This is a genomic window from Catellatospora bangladeshensis (assembly GCF_016862575.1).
Lineage (GTDB): Bacteria > Actinomycetota > Actinomycetes > Mycobacteriales > Micromonosporaceae > Catellatospora > Catellatospora bangladeshensis.
Genome location: NZ_BONF01000051.1, coordinates 1 through 17,599 on the forward strand (window position 1 = coordinate 1; position 17,599 = coordinate 17,599).

Sequence of the window (17,599 nt, forward strand, 5' to 3'; positions counted from 1 at the left end):
CTAAGAAGGTGCCCTTCCTTCAGTAGACAAGGGCTTGGGCGCCGTCGGTGAGGGTCTCTTCGACGAAGACGGCGGCGCCGGCGATGCGTACGCCCGCGATGACGTCATCGGGCGTGATGTCCCGGCGGGCGGCGCACTGGGTGCACAGGGTGACCGTGCCCCCGGCCAGGACGGCGGCCAGCAGGTCGGGCAGCGGCGCGGAGTGCGGCAGCTCGAACTCGGCGGCCCGGCCCGGCAGCGCGAACCAGCTCGACTCGCCGGTCAGCCACAGCGACACCTCGGCCCCGGCCGCCACGGCGGTGGCGGCGACGGTGAAGGCCTGCGCGCACCGCTCCGGCGCGTCGGCCCCGGCGGTCGTCTTGACGATCAGTTTGCGTGCCACGTCCGACAGCCTACGCACGGCGCCGGAGGCGTACTCATAGGATCTACTGGTGGTCACCGAGATCGGGTTCGTCAGCCTGCTGGTCGCGGGCTTCGGTGCGCTCGCCGGTGGCCTGGCCTACCTGGCCGTGAAGATCTCCCGGGGACGCTGGTGAGCCGTCGCCCCGGGGCAGCCGCCTGACGAAGAGGGTTGAAACGGTGAGTACAGAAGAGAACCCGCTGCAGCCGCCGCCGTGGCTCAACGCGCCGCCGGTCGACCCGTATCCGTACGAGGAGACCCACGACCTGCGCCAGGGCCCGGACCTGCACGCCGACCTGCTGGACCTGCTGCCGTTCATCGGCGTGTGGCGGGGCCGGGGCCGGGGCGGTTACCCGACCATCGAGGACTTCGACTACGCGCAGGAGATCCGGATCAGCCACGACGGCCGACCGTTCCTGCACTACGAGTCGCGGGCCTGGATCCTGGACGAGGAGGGCAAGCCGGTGCGGCCGGGCGGCCGCGAGGTCGGCTGGTGGCGCCCGGCGGGCAAGGACAAGGACGAGATCGAGGCGATCCTGACCACGCCGACCGGCATCATGGAGCTGTACCTCGGCAAGATCGAGGCGAACCCGCCGCGGATCGAGATGGTCACCGACTTCGTGGCGCGCACGTCCACCGCCAAGGAGGTCACCGCCGGGCACCGGCTCTACGGCATCGTCGAGGGGGCGCTGCTGTACGCGCAGGACATGGCGGCGATGGGTGAGGGCCTGACCCCGCACCTGAGCGCCCGCCTGATCCGGGTCGGCGGCTGATCCCGGCCGCACTTAACCGGTGTAGTTTCAGCTCCGTGACTGATCAGATTCGTTGGGGCGTTCTCGCCACGGGCGGGATCGCCGCACGCTTCGCGCGCGAGCTGGCACTGGTGCCGGACGCCGAGCTGGTGGCGGTGGGTTCGCGGACGGCGTCGTCCGCCGAGGCCTTCGCCACCGAGCACGGTGTGGCGCGCAGCCACGGCTCGTGGGAGGCGCTGGCCGCCGACCCGGACGTGAACCTCATCTACATCGCCACCCCGCACTCCCACCACCACGCGGCGGCCTCGCTGTGCCTGCGGGCCGGCAAGCCGCTGCTGGTGGAGAAGGCCTTCACCCTGGACCTGGCGCAGGCCCAGGAGCTCGTCACCGTCGCCCGGGAACGGCAGCTGTTCCTGATGGAGGCGTTCTGGACGCGTACGCTGCCCGCGATCCTCAAGGCGCAGCAGCTCATCGCGGACGGGGCGATCGGCGAGGTGGTCGCGGTGCAGGCGGCGTTCGGCATCGCGTTCGACCCCGATCCGGCGCACCGGCTGCGCAACCCGCAGCTGGGCGGCGGCGCGCTGCTGGACCTGGGCGTCTACCCGATCGGCTTCGCGCAGCTGCTGCTCGGCGAGCCGAACCAGGTCCGCGCCTGGGCGCAGCTGTTCCCCGAGGGCACCGACGCCCGCACCAGCATCGCGCTGGGCTTCCCGTCCGGCGCGGTCGCCTCCCTCTACTGCGGCACCGGTGGCGACCTGCGTACCGCCACGGTCGTCGGCTCCACCGGAAAGATCGACTTCCCGTGGGGCTTCCACGCCGCCGAGCGCTTCGTCCTCCACCGCGACGCCGCCGACCCCCAGGAGTTCCAGGACGCCCCCGCCGGTCTCCACTTCGAAGCCGCCGAGGCCGGCAAGTGCTGGCGCGCGGGCAAGCTGGAGTCCGACCTGGTCCCCCTGTCCTCAACCCTGTCCGTAATGCGCACCATGGACGCGATCCGCGCCCAGATCGGCGTCAGCTACTGACCCCCATACCGCGACGATCTTGCGTGAACTGTGGGGATGACACGCCCATTTGGGACGAAGTCCTAACAGTTCGCGCAAGATCGTCGCGATCTTGAAGCCGACGCCGAAGGCGAGGGCGGGGCGGGGCGGGGTTAGAAGATGGGGCGGACCAGGACGTAGGCGATGATGGCGGCCAGGGCGGCGCCGGGGAAGGTGAGGATCCAGGCCATCACGATGTTGCCCGCGACGCCCCAGCGGACGGCGGAGAACTTCTTGGTGGCGCCGACGCCCATGATCGCCGAGGTGATCGTGTGCGTCGTGGAGATCGGCAGGCCGTAGCTGGCCGCGGTGAAGAGCACGCCGCTGGCGACGGTCTCGGCCGCGAAGCCCGCCATCGGGTCCAGGTGGATCACCCGGCGGCCCAGCGTGCGGATGATGCGCCAGCCGCCCGCGTACGTGCCCAGCGCCAGCACGGTCGCGCTGGTCCAGAACACCCACTCCGGGATGTGCTCGTTCGAGCTCTGGAATCCGCCGGTGTAGAGCGCCAGCACGATGATGCCCATGGTCTTCGCGGCGTCCTGCATGCCGTGGCCGACCGACATGGCGACGGCCGACAGCGACTGCATGATCCGGAAGAACCGGTTGAGCGGGGTCGGGTGGAACAGGCGGGCCGACTTCTTCTCGGCGGTGGCCTTCGCGAGCAGGTACACCGCCCACAGCAGGGCCAGCATGAGCACCGCGCCGAGGATGAAGCCGGTGGCCGGGGACGCGATCATCGGGATGACGACCTTGTCCACGATGCCGCCCCACAGCACCTCGCCCTGCACGCCGAACGCGATCGCGGCGAGCATGGCGCCCACCAGGCCGCCGATCAGGGCGTGCGAGCTGGACGACGGAATGCCGAAATACCAGGTCAGCAGGTTCCAGGCGATGGCGCCGATGACCCCGGCGAAGACGATGCCGAGACCGGCCAGCCCTTCCGGCGGGGTGATGATGCCGCTGCCGACGGTCTTGGCCACCTGGGCGCCGAAGTGGGCGCCGACGAAGTTGCCGAGCGCGGCGATGCCCAGCGCGATCCGCGGGGTGAGGGCCCGGGTGGACACGCTGGTGGCGATGGCGTTCGCGGCGTCGTGGAAGCCGTTGGTGTAGTCGAACACCATGGCCGCGATGATGACCGCGAGCACCGGGATCAGGAGTGCGTTATCCACGCCCGGCACCTCCGCCGCGGCAACCGGCGATGAGGCCCCGCATCAGGACTCCTTGACCGCGATGGTCTCGATGGTGTTCGCCACGTGCTCGAAGGCGTCGCAGGCGGCCTCCAGCTCGTCGGCGACCTCCTTCATCTTCAGCACGGTCAGCGCGTCGTACTCGCCGCTGAACAGGCGTACCAGGAGCATGCGGTAGGTGCGGTCGCCGTCGTTCTCCAGGCGGTTGCACTCGACCCAGTAGTCCTTGAGGCCCTTCATCTGCTTGAGCCGCGGCATGGCCAGCGCGGTGACCTTCGCCTGCTGGTCCAGCACGTCGATCATCTCGATCATCTCCCGGGGCAGGGCCGGGAGCTTGGTCAGCCCGTACAGGTAGACCAGGTTGCCGACGGCCTCCAGGTGGTCCATGACGTCGTCGAGACCGGAGCCGAGGCGGTAGATGTCCTCGCGGTCGAACGGGGTGATGAACGTGGAGTTGATCTTGTTGTAGAGCTCGTGCGTGATCTTGTCACTGTCGTGCTCGACCTCGGCCAGCCGCTCGCTGACCGACTGCACGTCGGCACCGGGCAGCGCCAGCTCGGAGAGCAGCTCGGTGCCCCGCACGAGGTTCTGCGCGGCACGGGAGAACATCTCGTAGAAGGCACCCTCTTGGGGGCGGAGCGAAAACTTCACCGCAAGCACCTTTGGTCTGGTGGTGTCATCCGGACGGTTGGGTCGGGGGAATGCTAGACACTGTTACCGGTAGTTCGTGACCCGGTCACCCAGCGCCACCTGGTCTTCATGGCTCGTTCACCTGCCGTTCACCTTCCCCGCCCTGCCCGTTTCATCCTTCGACAGGCGTTTTCGCTCTGTCTGGGGGTCGAAACCGGGCGGCGGGTAGCGCAGATTCAGGCTCCGGAAGGCGTCGAGCATGAGATGGGCCACCGCCCAGTCGCGGTACCACTTCCGGTCCGCCGGCACCACATACCAGGGGGCGTGATCAGTCCCACAGCGGCTGAGCACGTCCTCATATGCCTGCTGGTACGCGGTCCAGTGGGCGCGGTTCTCCACATCGGCCGGGTCGTACTTCCAGTACTTGGTGGGGTCGTCCAGGCGCTGGCGCAGCCGCTCGCGCTGCTCCCCGAACGAGATGTGCAGCATGATCTTGACCAGGGTGAACCCGCTGTCCACCAGCTCCCGCTCGAATGTGTTGATGGTCTCGAAGCGCCCCTGCCACACCCGCGGCTCGACCAGCCGGCGCACCCGCGCCACCAGCACTTCCTCGTAGTGCGAGCGGTTGAAGATGCCGACGTACCCCGGCAGCGGCAGCGCCCGCCGGATCCGCCACAGGAAGTCGTGCTTCCTCTCCTCGGCCGTCGGCGGCCCGAACGCCTTGATCCGCAACCCCTGCGGGTTCATCGCCCGCGCCAGCCGCTTGACCGTCCCGTCCTTGCCCCCGCAGTCCATCGCCTGCAGCACCAGCAGCACCCGCCGCTGATCCCCCGGGTCGGTCTTCGCGTTCGCGAACAACATCTCCTGCTGCCGCGCCAGCTCCGCCCCCAGCACGGCCAGCTCCGCCCGCGCCCACCCCTTCGGATCCCGCCGCGCCACCCCCCGCCGCGGCAACCCGGGCACCCCCGCCGCATCTACCGCCGCGAGCTCCACCCCCGACCCCACCCGCAGCAATTCGGACACGTCCGCCACATCCCGATCATTGCGCACCTTCCCCCCACCCCGCCGCCGCTCCAGCAGTTGATCATGAACTTATGGACGTGCTGAACGGCGTGTCCCTACCCCACGACCGTGATCACCAATCAGCGGACAGGCGGGGGTGGGCCGGGCGGGCGCGGCGGCGCGCGGTGATCACGGCGGCCGGGTGGCGACACGCCGCCGACCACGTCCATAAGTTCATGATCAACCCACAGAAGGGGGGGTGGGTTAGGGGGTGACGTGGGCTAGCCAGCGGTGGAAGTGGGCGGCGAAGGGTTCCTTTTCGCCGCGGACGGCTTCGAGGAGCCACTGGGCGGCGGCGCGGGCCTGGTGGACGACCTCGTCGGGGTAGTTGAACTTGGCCTGGTGGGCGGCGAATTCGTCCTCGTCCACGAGCTGGACCTCGCCGGTTTGGCGGATCTTGCGGACGTCGAGGTCTAGGTCGGTGACCACGACGGTGTCGTCGTTCCAGGTGGCGGGGGTGGTGATGTCGCAGTAGACCGAGGTGTTGCGGGGGGCGGCGTTGAACATGGCGGTCCACCAGCCGGAGTGGGGGACGAGGACGACGCCGGGGATCTCGTACACCTTGCCGGTGTCGCTGACCGTGCCGCTCGGGATGCCGAGCCAGGTGCCGTGCTCGTCGCGGCCGAGCAGCGTGGCGGGGAACGCGCGGTGCGCGCTCCCGTCGAACTTGCGGATCTCCACACGCACGACAGCCATTCGACTACCTCGCTTCACGGTGGTGGTGGCGGCCTCCGCCACCGCGCCACGACGCGAGGGGGACGGGGGTCGCGCCCACAATGCGCCATGCTCCCACATCCCGGCGCGTTTGCAGGAGTGTCGGAGCGGACCGGTACGGTCTATCGGTGCCGCCGAAGAAGTCGCGAACCCGCAGCCACAGTGCTCTGGACCTGCTGGAGGCCGCCGTCGGGTCGGTGCCCGGCGGCTCCGCGCGGCCTGGCCAGCAGGCCATGACCGCGGCGATCGCCGCGGCCGTCGAGTCCGGTGACCACCTGCTCGTGCAGGCCGGCACCGGCACCGGCAAGTCCCTGGCCTACCTCGCCCCCGCGCTGACCGTGCAGGGGCCTGTCGTCATCTCGACGGCGACGCTGGCGCTGCAGTCGCAGCTGGTGGAGAAGGACCTGCCCCGCATCGGCCGGGCGGTGGCCCCGCTGCTCGGCAAGGAGCCCACGTTCGCCCTGCTCAAGGGACGTCACCACTACGTCTGCCTGGCGAAGCTGGAGCACTCCGACGAGCAGGACCCGCAGGAGGGGCTGTTCGACGCGGGCTCCAGCGGCAGCGGGGTGAAGTGGCTGGGCGAGTCGGGCCGGCTGGGCAAGCAGATCGAGCGCATCCGCGACTGGGCGATGGACAGCGACACCGGCGACCGCGACGAGCTCGACCCGGGCGTCGACGACACGGCCTGGCGCATGGTGTCCACCCCGGCGCGCGAGTGCGTCGGCGCGGCCAAGTGCCCGTACGGGCCGGAGTGCTTCGCGGAGCTGTCGCGCGCCCGCGCCCGCGAGGCCGACGTGGTGGTCACCAACCACTCGCTGCTCTCGGCGGACATGATGGCCGGGCGGCACATCGTGCCCGAGCACACGCTCCTGATCATCGACGAGGCGCACGAGCTCGCCGACCGCGTCTCCAGCGCGGCGCAGGCCGAGCTGACCCCGGACGGCGTGGACCGCACCGCCCGCGCGGCGCGCCCGTTCGTCGAGGGCGACGAGTACCAGTCGCTCCTTGAGGCCGCCGACGCGCTGACCCTGGGCCTGGCCGAGACGCCCGCCGGGCGCATCACCGGCCCGCTGCCGGCCGCCCTGGTCGAGGCGTGCACGCTGCTGGACGCGGCGACCCGGCGCGCGCTGACCCGGATCGGCGAGATCAAGGCCGAGGACCCGGATCCGGTGCGCAAGAAGCAGGCGAAGTCGCTGCTCGACGAGGCGTCCACCACCACCCAGCGGCTGCTGGAGGACGCCGACCACGATGTGGCCTGGGTCGAGCAGGAGCCGCGCCGCGCGCTGGTGGTCGCGCCCCTGTCGGTAGCGGGCCTGCTCAGCGAGAAGCTGTACGAGGACCGCACCGTGGTGGCCACGTCCGCCACGCTCACGCTGGGCGGCAAGTTCGAGACGGTGGCCCGTTCGCTGGGCCTGCCGGTGGCCACGCCCAAGCCGGGTGAGACGGCGCAGCCCGCCGCGGCCGGGCCGGGGTGGACCTCGCTCGACGTCGGCTCCCCGTTCGACTACCCGAAGCAGGGCATCCTCTATGTCGCGGCGCACCTGCCCCGGCCGGCCGCGTCGGGGCTGCCGGACGCGGCCGGGGCCGAGCTGCTCGCGCTGGTCGAGGCGCTCGGTGGGCGTACCCTCGGCCTGTTCTCCTCCCGGCGGGCCGCGCAGCAGGCCGCGGAGCTGCTGCGCGCGAAGACCGACCTGACCGTGCTGCTGCAGGGCGACGAGGCGCTGCCGCTGCTGGTGCGCAAGTTCCGGGAGGATCGCAACAGCTGCCTGCTCGGCGTGATGTCGCTGTGGCAGGGCGTGGACGTGCCGGGCGACGCCTGCCAGCTGGTGGTGATCGACCGGCTGCCGTTCCCGCGCCCGGACGAGCCGCTGGCCGCGGCCCGCTCGGCGGCGGTGGACGCGTCGGGCGGCTCGGGCTTCGCCGCGGTCAGCGTGCCGATCGCCGCGATCCGGCTGGCCCAGGGGGTGGGCCGGCTGATCCGGTCCACCTCGGACAAGGGCGTGGTGGCGGTGCTGGATTCGCGCCTGGAGACGGCCCGCGGCTACGGTCCGTTCCTGCGCGCCAGCCTCCCGCCCTTCTGGTACACCACCAAGCAGGAGACGGTCCTCGGCGTGCTCAAGCGCCTCAGCGCGACCTGAGCCGGGTCAGCAGTCGCAGCCGCAGCAGTCGCAGTCACAGCTCTTGCAGCAGCGGCCGCACCGGCAGCAGTCGCCGCAGTCGCAGCCGCTCCCGCAGTCGCAGTTGGTGCACCAGCCCTCACGGGCCCGGCCGCTCCACGGCCCCGGGTAGGGGTCGCGGCAGCACACCTGGCACGTGCAGCACATCCAGGAGGCCAGCGCGCAGCCGGTCAGCGCCCCGTGCGTACGCGGCGGGCTCTCCACGTGCGGCCAGCACCAGGAGCTGCTGCCGGGCGGGCGGGGCGCCTTCTTCCCCGGCTGGATCACCGGCGGGTGGTAGTCGGGGTCGGCCTGGATGAACGAGCGCTCGATGGCGTGCTCGACCTCGTGCACCAGCAGCCGGTGCACCAGCTTCGCGTCGGTGAAGGCGACCTCGTCCAGGGCCAGCCGGATGCCCGCCGCGGCGTCCCGGGCCAGCACACCGGCCTGGGCGTACGTCGCGCCGGTGGCGGCCAGCGGGTTCCACGCGCCGCTGGCCCGGTCGGCGGCGAGGTCCTCGACCGCGTCCAGCAGGTGCGCGATCCGGCCGAAGAAGCGGCCCGCCTCGGCCAGCGGCTCGGCGTTGCCGGGCCGCCCGGACAGCACCGCCGTGTGCGCGAACGCCGCCGCGGTGGCCAGCTCGGTGGGCTCGGTGACGGTCAGCAGCGACGCGCCGCGGGTGATCGCCCGCTCGATCTCGCGCTGCCCGTCGATCGCCGCCAGCAGCACCGACGTGTCGATGCCGAGGTCGAGCCCGGAGCGGTGGGCGCGGGCCGCCCAGCGCCGGGCGACCAGCCGGGCGCCCGCCGCGACCGGGCGGCGGGCGTAGAGGCCGTCGCCGTCGGCGGCGTGGTCGGACAGCTTCGCCGAGGCCAGCACCAGGGAGACCGTGGCGGCCAGCCGGGCGCCCGCGCCGTCGGCGACCGCAGCGGTGCGCATGCCGCGCAGCGGGCACGGCCCGGCGGTGCGCCGCTGCACCGTGTCGAGCTGCGCCTGGGTCAGCGCCGAGATGATCAGGCCGTCGTAGTTGGTGACGATCCGGGCCGCCTGCCCGTGCTCGTCGCGCAGGGCCAGGCAGAGGCCGCACAGGTGGCCGAGCCACTCACCGTGCAGCCGCTCGGGCAGGCTGTGCGCGCAGGGTCTGATGATGCCGAACACGCGCGGCAGCCTAGGTCACGCGGGCCACCCGGCGGCACCCCTCGTGGCTGTCGGTTCAGAGATAGAGACCGGTGGCGTCCGGCTCCACCCGGGACGCGGCCACGGCGTGCACGTCGCGCTCGCGCAGCAGCACGTACGCCTCGCCGTGCAGCTCCACCTCGGAGCGCTCGTCCGGGTCGAACAGCACCCGGTCGCCGACCTGGATGGCGCGCACGTGCGGCCCGATGCCGACGGCGGTGGCCCAGGACAGCCGGGTGCCCACCGACGCGGTGGCCGGGATGACCAGGCCCGCCGAGGAGCGCCGCTCGCCCTCGCTGGCCTCCTGTTTCACCAGCACCCGGTCGTGCAGCAGGCGGATGGGCAGCCCCGTCTCGGCGGTGGATGCGTTGAGTGTCACGCCGGTCAGGGTACTTCCCCGATGTTTGAGTAGTCGCAGGCGACTAACGTGATGGAGTCGTCGTCCCCGGGAGGGCACCAGTGGGCCGGTTGGATAACTTCAAGGCGAACGTGCGGCGAGCCTACGAGGCGAGCCGCGCCAGCGCACGCGCCCGGCGGGAGCAGGAGGAGCGCGAACGCCGCGAAGCCGACCTGCCGCTGCCGGAGCCGGCGGCGCCGGAGCACGTGCACCAATCCACGAGCAGCCGCGACGACGCCGACGTGCCGTACGGGCTGCGCATCGGCGCGGCCTGGGCGTGGCGCATCATCGTGCTCGGCATCGCGCTGATCTACCTGCTGAAGTTCCTCGGCATGGTGAGCATCGTGATCGTGCCGGTGCTGATCGCGCTGCTGCTGACCGCGCTGCTCGCGCCGGCGGTGCGCTGGCTGACCCGCATCCACGTGCACCGCTCGCTGGCCACCGCGATCGTGGTGGTGGCCGGTCTGGGCGCCGTCGCCGGCACGCTGACCGTGGTCATCAACCAGTTCGTCAACGGCCTGCCCGAGCTGACCAAGAACGCCGCCCAGGGCATCCAGCAGATCCAGACCTGGCTCAAGAACGGGCCGCTGCACCTGACCGACAGCCAGATGGACAGCGCGATCAAGTCGGTCACCGACACCATCAACGCGAACAAGGACACCCTGACCACCGGCGCGATCACCACCGCGACGACCGTGTTCGAGGTGCTCAGCGGCCTGTTCCTGGTGATCTTCGCGCTCTTCTTCTTCCTGCGCGACGGCCGGATCATCTGGCGCTTCCTGCTGCGCCTGGTGCCGGCGCCGGCCCGCGAGCCGCTGGACCGGGCCGGGGTGGCGTCGTGGGGGTCGCTGGGCGCGTACGTGCGGGCGACCGTGCTGGTCGCGTTCATCGACGCGGTCGGCATCGGCATCGCGCTGGGGGTGCTGAAGGTGCCGTTCGCGCTGCCGCTGGCCGCGCTGGTGTTCCTCGGCGCGTTCATCCCGATCGTCGGTGCCACCCTGTCCGGCGCGGTCGCCGTGCTGGTCGCCCTGGTCACCAACGACCCACTGACGGCGCTGCTGGTGCTGGCCGCGGTGATCCTGGTGCAGCAGGTCGAGGGTCACCTGCTGCAGCCGCTGATCATGGGCCGGGCGGTCGCCATCCACCCGCTGGCCGTGATCGTCGGCATCGCCGCGGGCGTGGTGCTGGCCGGCATCGTCGGCGCGCTGATCGCGGTGCCGCTGATCGCGGTGCTCAACACCGCGGTGCGCAGCCTGGCGGGCCGCCCCCAGCCCGAGCCCGACTCCGTGATCGTCAAGGCCCCGCCCGCCCCGGCCGCCTGACCGCTGCCTTCACCGCCTTTGCTCTGCACACAAATACGCAACGGTTGCGTATTTGTGTGCAGAGCAAAGCGCGTCGGCGGCTGTGGCCGCCGCAACTCCGGGGCTGAGCCCGGCGGCGACCACAGCCCACGCGATAGGCACGGACGGGGGTATGAACCGTCAGTACTGACGTGGCGGATACGGCTGCTGCGGAGCGGCCGGGTAGCCGGGAGCCGCCGGGTAGCCGGGCGCACCCGGGTAGCCGGGCGCACCCGGGTAGCCGGGCGCACCCGGGTAAGCCGCGGCCACCGCCGGATAAGCCGGATGCACCGGAGCGGCCGGCAGCACGATCGGGACCGGCACAACAGGCTCGGCGGGGGCGGGGACCGTCCGGGTCACCCCGTCCGGGAACGCCATCCGGTAGGACGCGCCGTCGAAGAACGCGCGTGGCGTCTGCGGGTCGCGGCCCACGAAGACCGCCCGCGCGGCGGTGATCGCGCCGAGCAGCGCCCGCTCCTCCCCCGCGCTGCGCGCGTGCTGCTCGGGCAGCTCGTCTAGGCCGCGGTTCATGCCGTCGCGCACCAGCGCCAGCCGGGTCGCGGCGTACTGGAAGTCCCGCATGGCCTTGCGCCCCGGGTCGCCCGCGACGCGTTTGGCCCAGACCCGGGCCGCGTGCCGTCGGGCCAGCGTGCCCAGCGCGGCGACCTCGGGCGGGGTGAGCCAGCCGGCCGCGGCGTACGCGGGCAGCACCTTCAGCGACAGCCGGCCCTCGCGGGCGCGCACCCACAGCGCGATGCCGATCATCGACAGGAACACCGGCACCATGACCGCGATGTAGCCGTACAGGAAGAAGAACGGGCTGATCTCGGCGGACAGGGTGGCCATCAGGTTCCACGAGCCGTGCAGGATCATCGCCAGGAACAGCCCGCCCAGCGGCGCGCACCAGCGCACCCAGCCGTTGGCGGAACGGGCGGCGATGCCGATGCCGATGCCGGTCATCGAGGTGAACAGCGGGTGGGCGAAGCCGGAGATCAGGATGCGGCCGAGGAACATGCCGAAGACGAGCTGGGCGCCCGAGTACGGCCCCCACTGCTCGTTGCCCGCGTAGTAGCCGTGCCCGCCCAGGTAGAGGATGTTCTCCACCATCGCGAAGCCGACCCCCGACAGGCCGCAGTAGACGATGCCGTCGGTGATGCCGGAGATCTCCCGGCGGCGGAACCACAGGATGAGCAGCGGCCCGAGCGCCTTGCCGATCTCCTCGATGAACGGCGCGACCACCGTCGCGACGACCGTGTCGGGCAGCTCGATCAGCCCGAACCGGCCGGACGCGAACGAGTTCACCAGCAGCGCCAGGCCGGTGGCCGGGAACGCGCCCCACAGGAAGCAGCCGACCAGCAGCTTCGGCGGCTCGGGCTCGTACCGGTCGAGCCACAGGAACACCGAGATCAGCACCGGCACCGGCAGGAACGCGGTGATGAGGCCGATGGTGAACGCCTGCGGCCCGAGGTTCCAGCCCAGATAGCCGAGCATGCCCAGGGCCGAGCCGCCCACCACGACGATCGCCGCGGCCAGGGGCAGCCACCGGCGCACCCCGCGCGGCCGCAGCACCGGCTCCAGCGCCGAGGGCGGCGCCTGGTAGGGATTCTGCTGGTACGCCGGTTGCGGGGTCCCAGGAGTCGGGAGGTCGGACATGGCCGCAGCCTACCTCCGCTATGCTCGGCGGAAGGTCACGAGTGTCAGCCGCTCTCACATTCGCCTGCGTCAGCAGGGAGACATGTCGTCTCATGGAGAGCAAAGCCCCGGCTTGCTGACCGGCAACCCTCGTAGTTCGCGGTGGGGTGCCCCGGGTGATGACCGGGCCCAGCCCGTTGTCGTGCTGGGCAAGCGCGGACCGCTGAGCGACGCCCAGGGGTCCCCCGACCCCGGAGGTGTGCTCCCATGACCACAGTCGCCCAGCGTCCCTGCAGCGCCGTCGAGACGGCCCCCGTCACCCCGCTGCGCGTCAGCGGCGCCGACCTGACCGTGCTCGGCGTGCCCGGCCAGATCAACCTCGACTACGCCGCCACCGCGCCCTGCCTGAAGGCCGCCGCCGACGCCGTCACCGAGCTGCTGCCCTGGTACGGCTCCGTGCACCGCGGCGCGGGCGCGCTGTCGCAGCGCTGCACGCTGGAGTACGAGCGCGCCCGGCAGACCGTCGGCGACTTCGTCGGCGCCCGCGACACCGACCACGTGATCTTCACCCGCAACACCACCGACGCGCTCAACCTGCTGGCCCACGCGCTGCCCGCGGGGACCCGGGTGCTCACCTTCGCCGGCGAGCACCACGCCAACCTGCTGCCCTGGCCCGGTGCGGTGCGCCTGCCGGTGCCGGACTCCCCCGACGAGGCCGTGCGCTACCTCGCCGCCGCGCTGGCCGAGCTGCGCCGCGACGACACCGAGCGGGAGATCCTGGTCGCGGTCACCGGCGCGTCCAACGTGACCGGCGAGCTGTGGCCGATCGCGCAGCTGGCGCTGATCGCGCACCGCTTCCGGGCCCGCATCGCGCTCGACGCCGCGCAGCTCGCCCCGCACGTGCCGGTCGACCTGGGCGCGCTGGACGTCGACTACGTGGCACTGTCCGGGCACAAGCTCTACGCCCCGTTCGGCGCGGGCGTGCTGGTGGGCCGGGGCGACTGGCTCGACGCGGCCCGGCCGTACCTGGCCGGCGGGGGCGCGACCAGCGGCGTCGGCGACGCCACCCACGATGTGCGGTGGACCGACGGCCCCGCCCGGCACGAGGCGGGCACCCCCAACCTGCTCGGCGCGGTCGCGCTGGCCGCCGTGTGCGCCACCCTGGAGGCCGCCGACCGCTACGCCCTGCACGAGGAGGAGCAGCGCCTCCTGGCCCGCCTGCGCACCGGCCTGGCCGAACTGCCTGACGTCGCCGAGCTGCGCACCTTCGGCCCCGACGCGGCCCGCATCGGCGTGGTCTCCTTCGCCGTCCGCGACCGCGACTCCGCCGACATCGCCCAGCGGCTCGGCCGCGACCACCACATCGGCGTACGCGACGGCCTCTTCTGCGCCCACCCCCTGGCCCGCCGCCTCCTCACCGAGGCCTCCGTCCGCGCCCACTGGCCCACCACCCCCGCCACCGCCCTCCGCGCCAGCATCGGCCTCGGCACCACCGACTCCGACATCACCACCTTCCTCACCGCCCTGGCCGCCGTCCTGCGTTGACCCCACCGCGTTGATCATGAACTTATGGCACGGCTCGACGGCGTGTCGTGTTCACAACTTCATGATCGACGCCTCCGCTAGCGCGGTGGGGTGATGCGGCCGCCGGCGCGGCGGACGGCGCGTTCGGCGTCCTCGCGGGGGAGGCCGGTGGCGCGGAGGAGGTCGGTGGCGGTCGAGCGGAGCTGGGCGAAGACGACCTCGCCGGAGAAGGCCAGGCCGGCCTCGTGGGCGTCGCGGGCGCACCGCAGCGCGCGGACGGCGGCGTCGCGGCTGTGCTCGGGGTCGGCGGCCTCGGCCAGCTCGCGGTCCAGGGACGACACCGACTGGGCCAGCGCGTGCACCGCGTCCACCAGGGACGCGGGCACGGGCTCGCCGTCGCGGATCATCGACACGATGCGGCGCACCAGCACGCGGCTGTTGCGCAGCGCCCGCGCCAGGTGGTCGGCCGCGTCGACGTACGCGGCCAGCAGCCCGTGCTTGCCCCAGTGCAGCGGCGCGACGGTGGCCAGCTCCTTGGCCGCCTTCAGGGACTCGCCGAAGGCGCGCAGGTGCGACTCGGCCTCGCGCATGTGATCCAGCGCCTCCTGCGCCGCCGCGGCGTCGCCGTGCGCCAGCGCCTCGGCGGCGTCGTTGAGCCCGGACTCCAGCGCCTGGAACAGCGGCCGGACCGCCCGCTGCACCTCGGTCAGCGGGTTCAGCGGCAGCAGCAGCGCCATCACCACCAGGGCGATCCCGCCGCCGACCACCGCGTCCACGAACCGGCTGAAGTAGTAGTCCTCACTCAGCGGCAGCAGCGTGGCGACCAGGATGCCCGACGACGCGGCCTGGGTGACCAGCGACGCCGAGCCGCCGATGAAGATCGCCAGGCTGATCGCGAGCAGCACCACCAGCGACACCTGCCAGGCGCCCCGCCCGATGACGAGAATCAGCAGCTCGCCGAGCAGGATGCCGACCGCGTTGCCGGCCACGATCTCGAACGCCCGGCGCATCCGCTGGCCGACCGAGATCGCCAGCGTCACCACCGCCGCGATCGGCGCGAAGAACGGCTGCACGTGGCCGAGCAGATCGTGCGCCACGTACCAGGCCAGCCCCGCCGCGACGGCCGCCTGCACGGTGAGGATCGCGCTGGCGCGCACCCGGCGCACCCGGTCGCGCAGCGTCACGCCGGTCCGTCGGCGCAGCTCAGCGGCGTCCATAAAGCCAACTGTGGCGTACGCCGCACCGCCTGCCGGGCGGATGCGCCAAGATTTGAAGGTGCTCACCGCCGACCGGTTCGCCATCACCGCCAGGGCCGCGGGCGCGGCCGCCCCCGACAGCGTGCTGGCCGAGGTCGGCACCGAGCTGATCAACCGCTGGTCAGAGCCGCAACGGCACTACCACACCGTGGACCACCTGGTCTTCTGCCTCGACCGGGTGGAGACCGAGCCGGTGGTGGCGCTGGCCGCCTGGGGCCACGACGCCGTCTACGACCCCACCGCCGCCGACAACGAGGAGCGCAGCGCCGTCCTCATCGGCGACCTCCTGACCGAATGCGCGGTCCCGGCGGCCGTCGTCGCCGAGGTGCAGCGGCTGGTACGCCTGACCGCCGGCCACTCCGTCGCCCCCGGCGACCACCACGGAGCCCTGCTCGCCGACGCCGACCTGGCCATCCTGGCCGCCCCGTGGCCGGACTACGTGCGCTACGTCGCCGCCGTGCGCGCCGAGTACGCCCACGTCCCCGACGAGCTGTGGCGCATCGGCCGCGCCACGGTCCTGCAGTCGCTGCTCGACCTGCCCGCCCTCTACCAGCACACGCCCGCGCTAGAGCCCGCCGCACGCGCCAACCTCACCCGCGAACTCGGCTCCCTGCGTACCCCCGCTTGATCAGCCGAGGAAGACGGGCAGGTCGGGGCGCGGCGTGGTGAGGTGCTTGGGGCGGCGCAGCCCGGCGGCGCGCAGCATCCGCGCGATGTGGCGGGAGGTGGTCGCCTGGGCACCGAGCCAGATCGCCACGGGGACGCGCTCGCTGGGGATGTCGTAGTGGTCGCGGTCGAAGCCGCGGCGGGGGGCGCCCAGGAGTTCGGCGAAGATATGCAGCTCCGCGAGGGAGGTGTCGCTGACCAGGTGTGCCCACAGGCGGCCGTGGGCGGGCCAGACCGGGCTGTCGACATAGATCACGTGTCCACGCTAGCGTGCCAAGGTGACCTTCCTTGACGAGCTGACGGCCGCGCTCGGCCCGGACCGGGTGATCACCGACCCCGACCTGCTCTCCTCGTACCGGCGCGACGAGGCGGACCTCTGCGCGGCGGGCACGCCGCTGGCCGTCGTACGCCCCGAGGAGACCGCCCAGGTCGTGGCCGCGGTGCGGATCGCGGCCCGGCACGGCGTGCCGATCGTGCCGCAGGGCGCGCGGACGGGGCTGGCCGGCGGGGCGAACGCGGTCGACGGCTGCCTGGTGATCTCGATGCTGGCGATGAACCGGATCGTGGACATCGATCCCGCGAACCGGATCGCCACCGTGCAGCCGGGTGTGGTCAACGCGGTGCTGGCCCGCGCCGTGCAGGCCGAGGGCCTGCGCTACCCGCCGGACCCGGGCTCCTGGGAGTCGAGCACCATCGGCGGCAACGTGGCCACCAACGCGGGCGGCATGTGCTGCGTGAAGTACGGCGTGACCACCGAGTACGTGCTCGGCCTGGAGGTGGTGCTGGCCGACGGCCGGGTGCTGCGCACGGGCCGCCGCACCCCGAAGGGCGTCGCCGGATACGACCTGACCAGGCTGTTCGTCGGCTCCGAGGGCACCCTGGGCCTGATCACCGAGATCACCGTGGCGCTGCGCCCGGCGGCCGAGGAGTCGCTGACCATGGTCGCCGTCTTCCCGACCACGGCCGGCGCCGGGGACGCGGTGAACCGGATCTTCGCGGCGAAGCTGGCCCCCAGCCTGCTGGAGCTGCTCGACCGGGTGCACCTGGAGGCGCTGGAGGCGTACCGGCCGATGGGCCTGGACACGACCGCCGCCGCGCTGCTGCTGGCCGCGGTGGACACCGGCGCCCGCGCCACGGCCGACCTGGAGGCGCTCGCCGAGGTGGCGCGGCAGGCCGGGGCGAGCGAGGTGTGGCAGGCCACCGACGCGACGGAGGCCGCCGAGCTGCTCCAGGCGCGCCGGCTGGCCCACCCGGCGATGGAGCACCTGGCGCTGTCGCTGTACGAGCACGGCGGGCTGATCATCGACGACATCGCGGTGCCGCGTACCCGGCTGGCGGAGCTGCTGGACGACATCGTGGTGATCGCGGCGAAGCACGACGTGCCGGTGGGCGTGGTGGGTCACGCGGGCGACGGCAACCTGCACCCGAACATCGTGGTCGACCGGGCCGACCCGGCCAGCGTGGCGGCGGGCCAGCGGGTCTTCGACGAGATCATGGAGCGCGGCCTGGCGCTGGGCGGCACCTGCACCGGCGAGCACGGCGTCGGCCTGCTCAAGCGCGACTGGCTGGCCGCCGAGCTGGGCGAGGTCGGGGTGGACGTCCAGCGCGCCGTCAAGGCCGCCCTCGACCCCGCCAACCTCCTCAACCCCGGCAAGGTCCTCCACTGA

General features: G+C 72.4%; 18 protein-coding genes and 1 riboswitch. Of the genes, 8 read left to right on the forward strand and 10 right to left on the reverse strand.

The genetic code is table 11. The features are described 5' to 3' along the window. Positions 1 to 19: 19 nt before the first annotated feature. Positions 20 to 382 carry a DsrE family protein gene (locus Cba03nite_RS34840; RefSeq protein WP_203755912.1) on the reverse strand — a complete coding sequence of 121 codons (363 nt, stop codon included), beginning with the start codon at positions 380 to 382 and terminating at the stop codon, positions 20 to 22. Positions 383 to 431: 49 nt separating this feature from the next. On the opposite strand from Cba03nite_RS34840, the gene mtfM reads away from it, so the two are divergent. Genes mtfM through Cba03nite_RS34850 form a run of 3 tightly spaced genes read left to right on the forward strand, consistent with a single transcriptional unit; the run spans position 432 to position 2,174 of the window. Then, positions 432 to 536: a small membrane protein MtfM gene (gene mtfM, locus Cba03nite_RS40460; RefSeq protein WP_275411636.1), complete on the forward strand. Its 105-nt coding sequence runs from the start codon at positions 432 to 434 to the stop codon at positions 534 to 536. A gap of 43 nt (positions 537 to 579) precedes the next feature. Beyond that, the gene (locus Cba03nite_RS34845; RefSeq protein WP_203755914.1) at positions 580 to 1,173 is read left to right on the forward strand and encodes a heme-binding beta-barrel domain-containing protein; all 594 of its coding nucleotides are present in this window, start codon (positions 580 to 582) and stop codon (positions 1,171 to 1,173) included. A 35-nt stretch (positions 1,174 to 1,208) separates the two neighbouring features. Next, entirely contained in the window at positions 1,209 to 2,174 is a 966-nt protein-coding gene (locus Cba03nite_RS34850; protein ID WP_203755917.1) for a Gfo/Idh/MocA family protein, read from the forward strand. 131 nt (positions 2,175 to 2,305) lie between these two features. Here Cba03nite_RS34850 and Cba03nite_RS34855 read toward each other — a convergent pair whose 3' ends face one another. The 4 genes from Cba03nite_RS34855 to Cba03nite_RS34870 form a co-directional block, all read right to left on the reverse strand. Next, positions 2,306 to 3,313: an inorganic phosphate transporter gene (locus Cba03nite_RS34855; RefSeq protein ID WP_203756059.1), complete on the reverse strand. Its 1,008-nt coding sequence runs from the start codon at positions 3,311 to 3,313 to the stop codon at positions 2,306 to 2,308. A gap of 90 nt (positions 3,314 to 3,403) precedes the next feature. Further along, entirely contained in the window at positions 3,404 to 4,030 is a 627-nt protein-coding gene (locus Cba03nite_RS34860) for a DUF47 domain-containing protein (RefSeq protein ID WP_203755921.1), read from the reverse strand. A 117-nt stretch (positions 4,031 to 4,147) separates the two neighbouring features. After that, positions 4,148 to 5,041: a PPK2 family polyphosphate kinase gene (locus tag Cba03nite_RS34865; protein ID WP_203755924.1), complete on the reverse strand. Its 894-nt coding sequence runs from the start codon at positions 5,039 to 5,041 to the stop codon at positions 4,148 to 4,150. A 234-nt stretch (positions 5,042 to 5,275) separates the two neighbouring features. Then, positions 5,276 to 5,767 carry a DUF402 domain-containing protein gene (locus Cba03nite_RS34870; protein WP_203755927.1) on the reverse strand — a complete coding sequence of 164 codons (492 nt, stop codon included), beginning with the start codon at positions 5,765 to 5,767 and terminating at the stop codon, positions 5,276 to 5,278. Between the two features lie 80 nt (positions 5,768 to 5,847). Between Cba03nite_RS34870 and Cba03nite_RS34875 the strand changes: the two genes are divergently transcribed. Beyond that, positions 5,848 to 7,923: an ATP-dependent DNA helicase gene (locus tag Cba03nite_RS34875; protein ID WP_203755930.1), complete on the forward strand. Its 2,076-nt coding sequence runs from the start codon at positions 5,848 to 5,850 to the stop codon at positions 7,921 to 7,923. 6 nt (positions 7,924 to 7,929) lie between these two features. On the opposite strand, the gene Cba03nite_RS34880 is transcribed toward Cba03nite_RS34875, so the two are convergent. Together Cba03nite_RS34880 and Cba03nite_RS34885 are read right to left on the reverse strand one after the other, a co-directional pair. After that, the gene (locus Cba03nite_RS34880; RefSeq protein WP_203755933.1) at positions 7,930 to 9,099 is read right to left on the reverse strand and encodes a DUF5685 family protein; all 1,170 of its coding nucleotides are present in this window, start codon (positions 9,097 to 9,099) and stop codon (positions 7,930 to 7,932) included. A 55-nt stretch (positions 9,100 to 9,154) separates the two neighbouring features. After that, positions 9,155 to 9,496: a GroES family chaperonin gene (locus tag Cba03nite_RS34885; RefSeq protein ID WP_203755937.1), complete on the reverse strand. Its 342-nt coding sequence runs from the start codon at positions 9,494 to 9,496 to the stop codon at positions 9,155 to 9,157. Between the two features lie 80 nt (positions 9,497 to 9,576). Between Cba03nite_RS34885 and Cba03nite_RS34890 the strand changes: the two genes are divergently transcribed. Continuing rightward, positions 9,577 to 10,836 carry an AI-2E family transporter gene (locus Cba03nite_RS34890; protein WP_203755940.1) on the forward strand — a complete coding sequence of 420 codons (1,260 nt, stop codon included), beginning with the start codon at positions 9,577 to 9,579 and terminating at the stop codon, positions 10,834 to 10,836. A gap of 159 nt (positions 10,837 to 10,995) precedes the next feature. On the opposite strand, the gene Cba03nite_RS34895 is transcribed toward Cba03nite_RS34890, so the two are convergent. Then, on the reverse strand, positions 10,996 to 12,507 hold the full coding sequence (locus Cba03nite_RS34895; protein ID WP_203755943.1) for a PrsW family intramembrane metalloprotease: 1,512 nt from the start codon (positions 12,505 to 12,507) through the stop codon (positions 10,996 to 10,998). Between the two features lie 86 nt (positions 12,508 to 12,593). Beyond that, a riboswitch (SAM riboswitch) is annotated at positions 12,594 to 12,708 on the forward strand. Between the two features lie 45 nt (positions 12,709 to 12,753). Here Cba03nite_RS34895 and Cba03nite_RS34900 point away from each other — a divergent pair. Next, positions 12,754 to 14,031: an aminotransferase class V-fold PLP-dependent enzyme gene (locus tag Cba03nite_RS34900; RefSeq protein ID WP_203755947.1), complete on the forward strand. Its 1,278-nt coding sequence runs from the start codon at positions 12,754 to 12,756 to the stop codon at positions 14,029 to 14,031. A 77-nt stretch (positions 14,032 to 14,108) separates the two neighbouring features. Here the strand turns inward: Cba03nite_RS34900 and Cba03nite_RS34905 are convergent, their stop codons facing one another. Beyond that, positions 14,109 to 15,227, reverse strand: a complete 1,119-nt coding sequence (locus Cba03nite_RS34905; protein WP_203755950.1) for an FUSC family protein — start codon at positions 15,225 to 15,227, stop codon at positions 14,109 to 14,111. A gap of 10 nt (positions 15,228 to 15,237) precedes the next feature. Here Cba03nite_RS34905 and Cba03nite_RS34910 point away from each other — a divergent pair, with 10 nt between their 5' ends. Continuing rightward, positions 15,238 to 15,894, forward strand: a complete 657-nt coding sequence (locus tag Cba03nite_RS34910; protein ID WP_239126245.1) for an HD domain-containing protein — start codon at positions 15,238 to 15,240, stop codon at positions 15,892 to 15,894. On the opposite strand, the gene Cba03nite_RS34915 is transcribed toward Cba03nite_RS34910, so the two are convergent. Continuing rightward, entirely contained in the window at positions 15,895 to 16,188 is a 294-nt protein-coding gene (locus Cba03nite_RS34915; RefSeq protein WP_203755952.1) for a DUF4031 domain-containing protein, read from the reverse strand. A gap of 22 nt (positions 16,189 to 16,210) precedes the next feature. Between Cba03nite_RS34915 and Cba03nite_RS34920 the strand changes: the two genes are divergently transcribed. Further along, positions 16,211 to 17,599, forward strand: a complete 1,389-nt coding sequence (locus tag Cba03nite_RS34920; RefSeq protein ID WP_203755954.1) for an FAD-binding oxidoreductase — start codon at positions 16,211 to 16,213, stop codon at positions 17,597 to 17,599.

What these genes read in the sequence shown, in the direction of transcription:
- Cba03nite_RS34855 (WP_203756059.1), bottom strand. Translation starts at nt 3,313, where the DNA reads ATGGTGTTCGACTACACCAACGGCTTCCACGACGCCGCGAACGCCATC.
- Cba03nite_RS34870 (WP_203755927.1), bottom strand. Translation starts at nt 5,767, where the DNA reads ATGGCTGTCGTGCGTGTGGAGATCCGCAAGTTCGACGGGAGCGCGCAC.
- Cba03nite_RS34875 (WP_203755930.1), top strand. Translation starts at nt 5,848, where the DNA reads ATGCGCCATGCTCCCACATCCCGGCGCGTTTGCAGGAGTGTCGGAGCG.
- Cba03nite_RS34895 (WP_203755943.1), bottom strand. Translation starts at nt 12,507, where the DNA reads ATGTCCGACCTCCCGACTCCTGGGACCCCGCAACCGGCGTACCAGCAG.
- Cba03nite_RS34900 (WP_203755947.1), top strand. Translation starts at nt 12,754, where the DNA reads ATGACCACAGTCGCCCAGCGTCCCTGCAGCGCCGTCGAGACGGCCCCC.
- Cba03nite_RS34905 (WP_203755950.1), bottom strand. Translation starts at nt 15,227, where the DNA reads ATGGACGCCGCTGAGCTGCGCCGACGGACCGGCGTGACGCTGCGCGAC.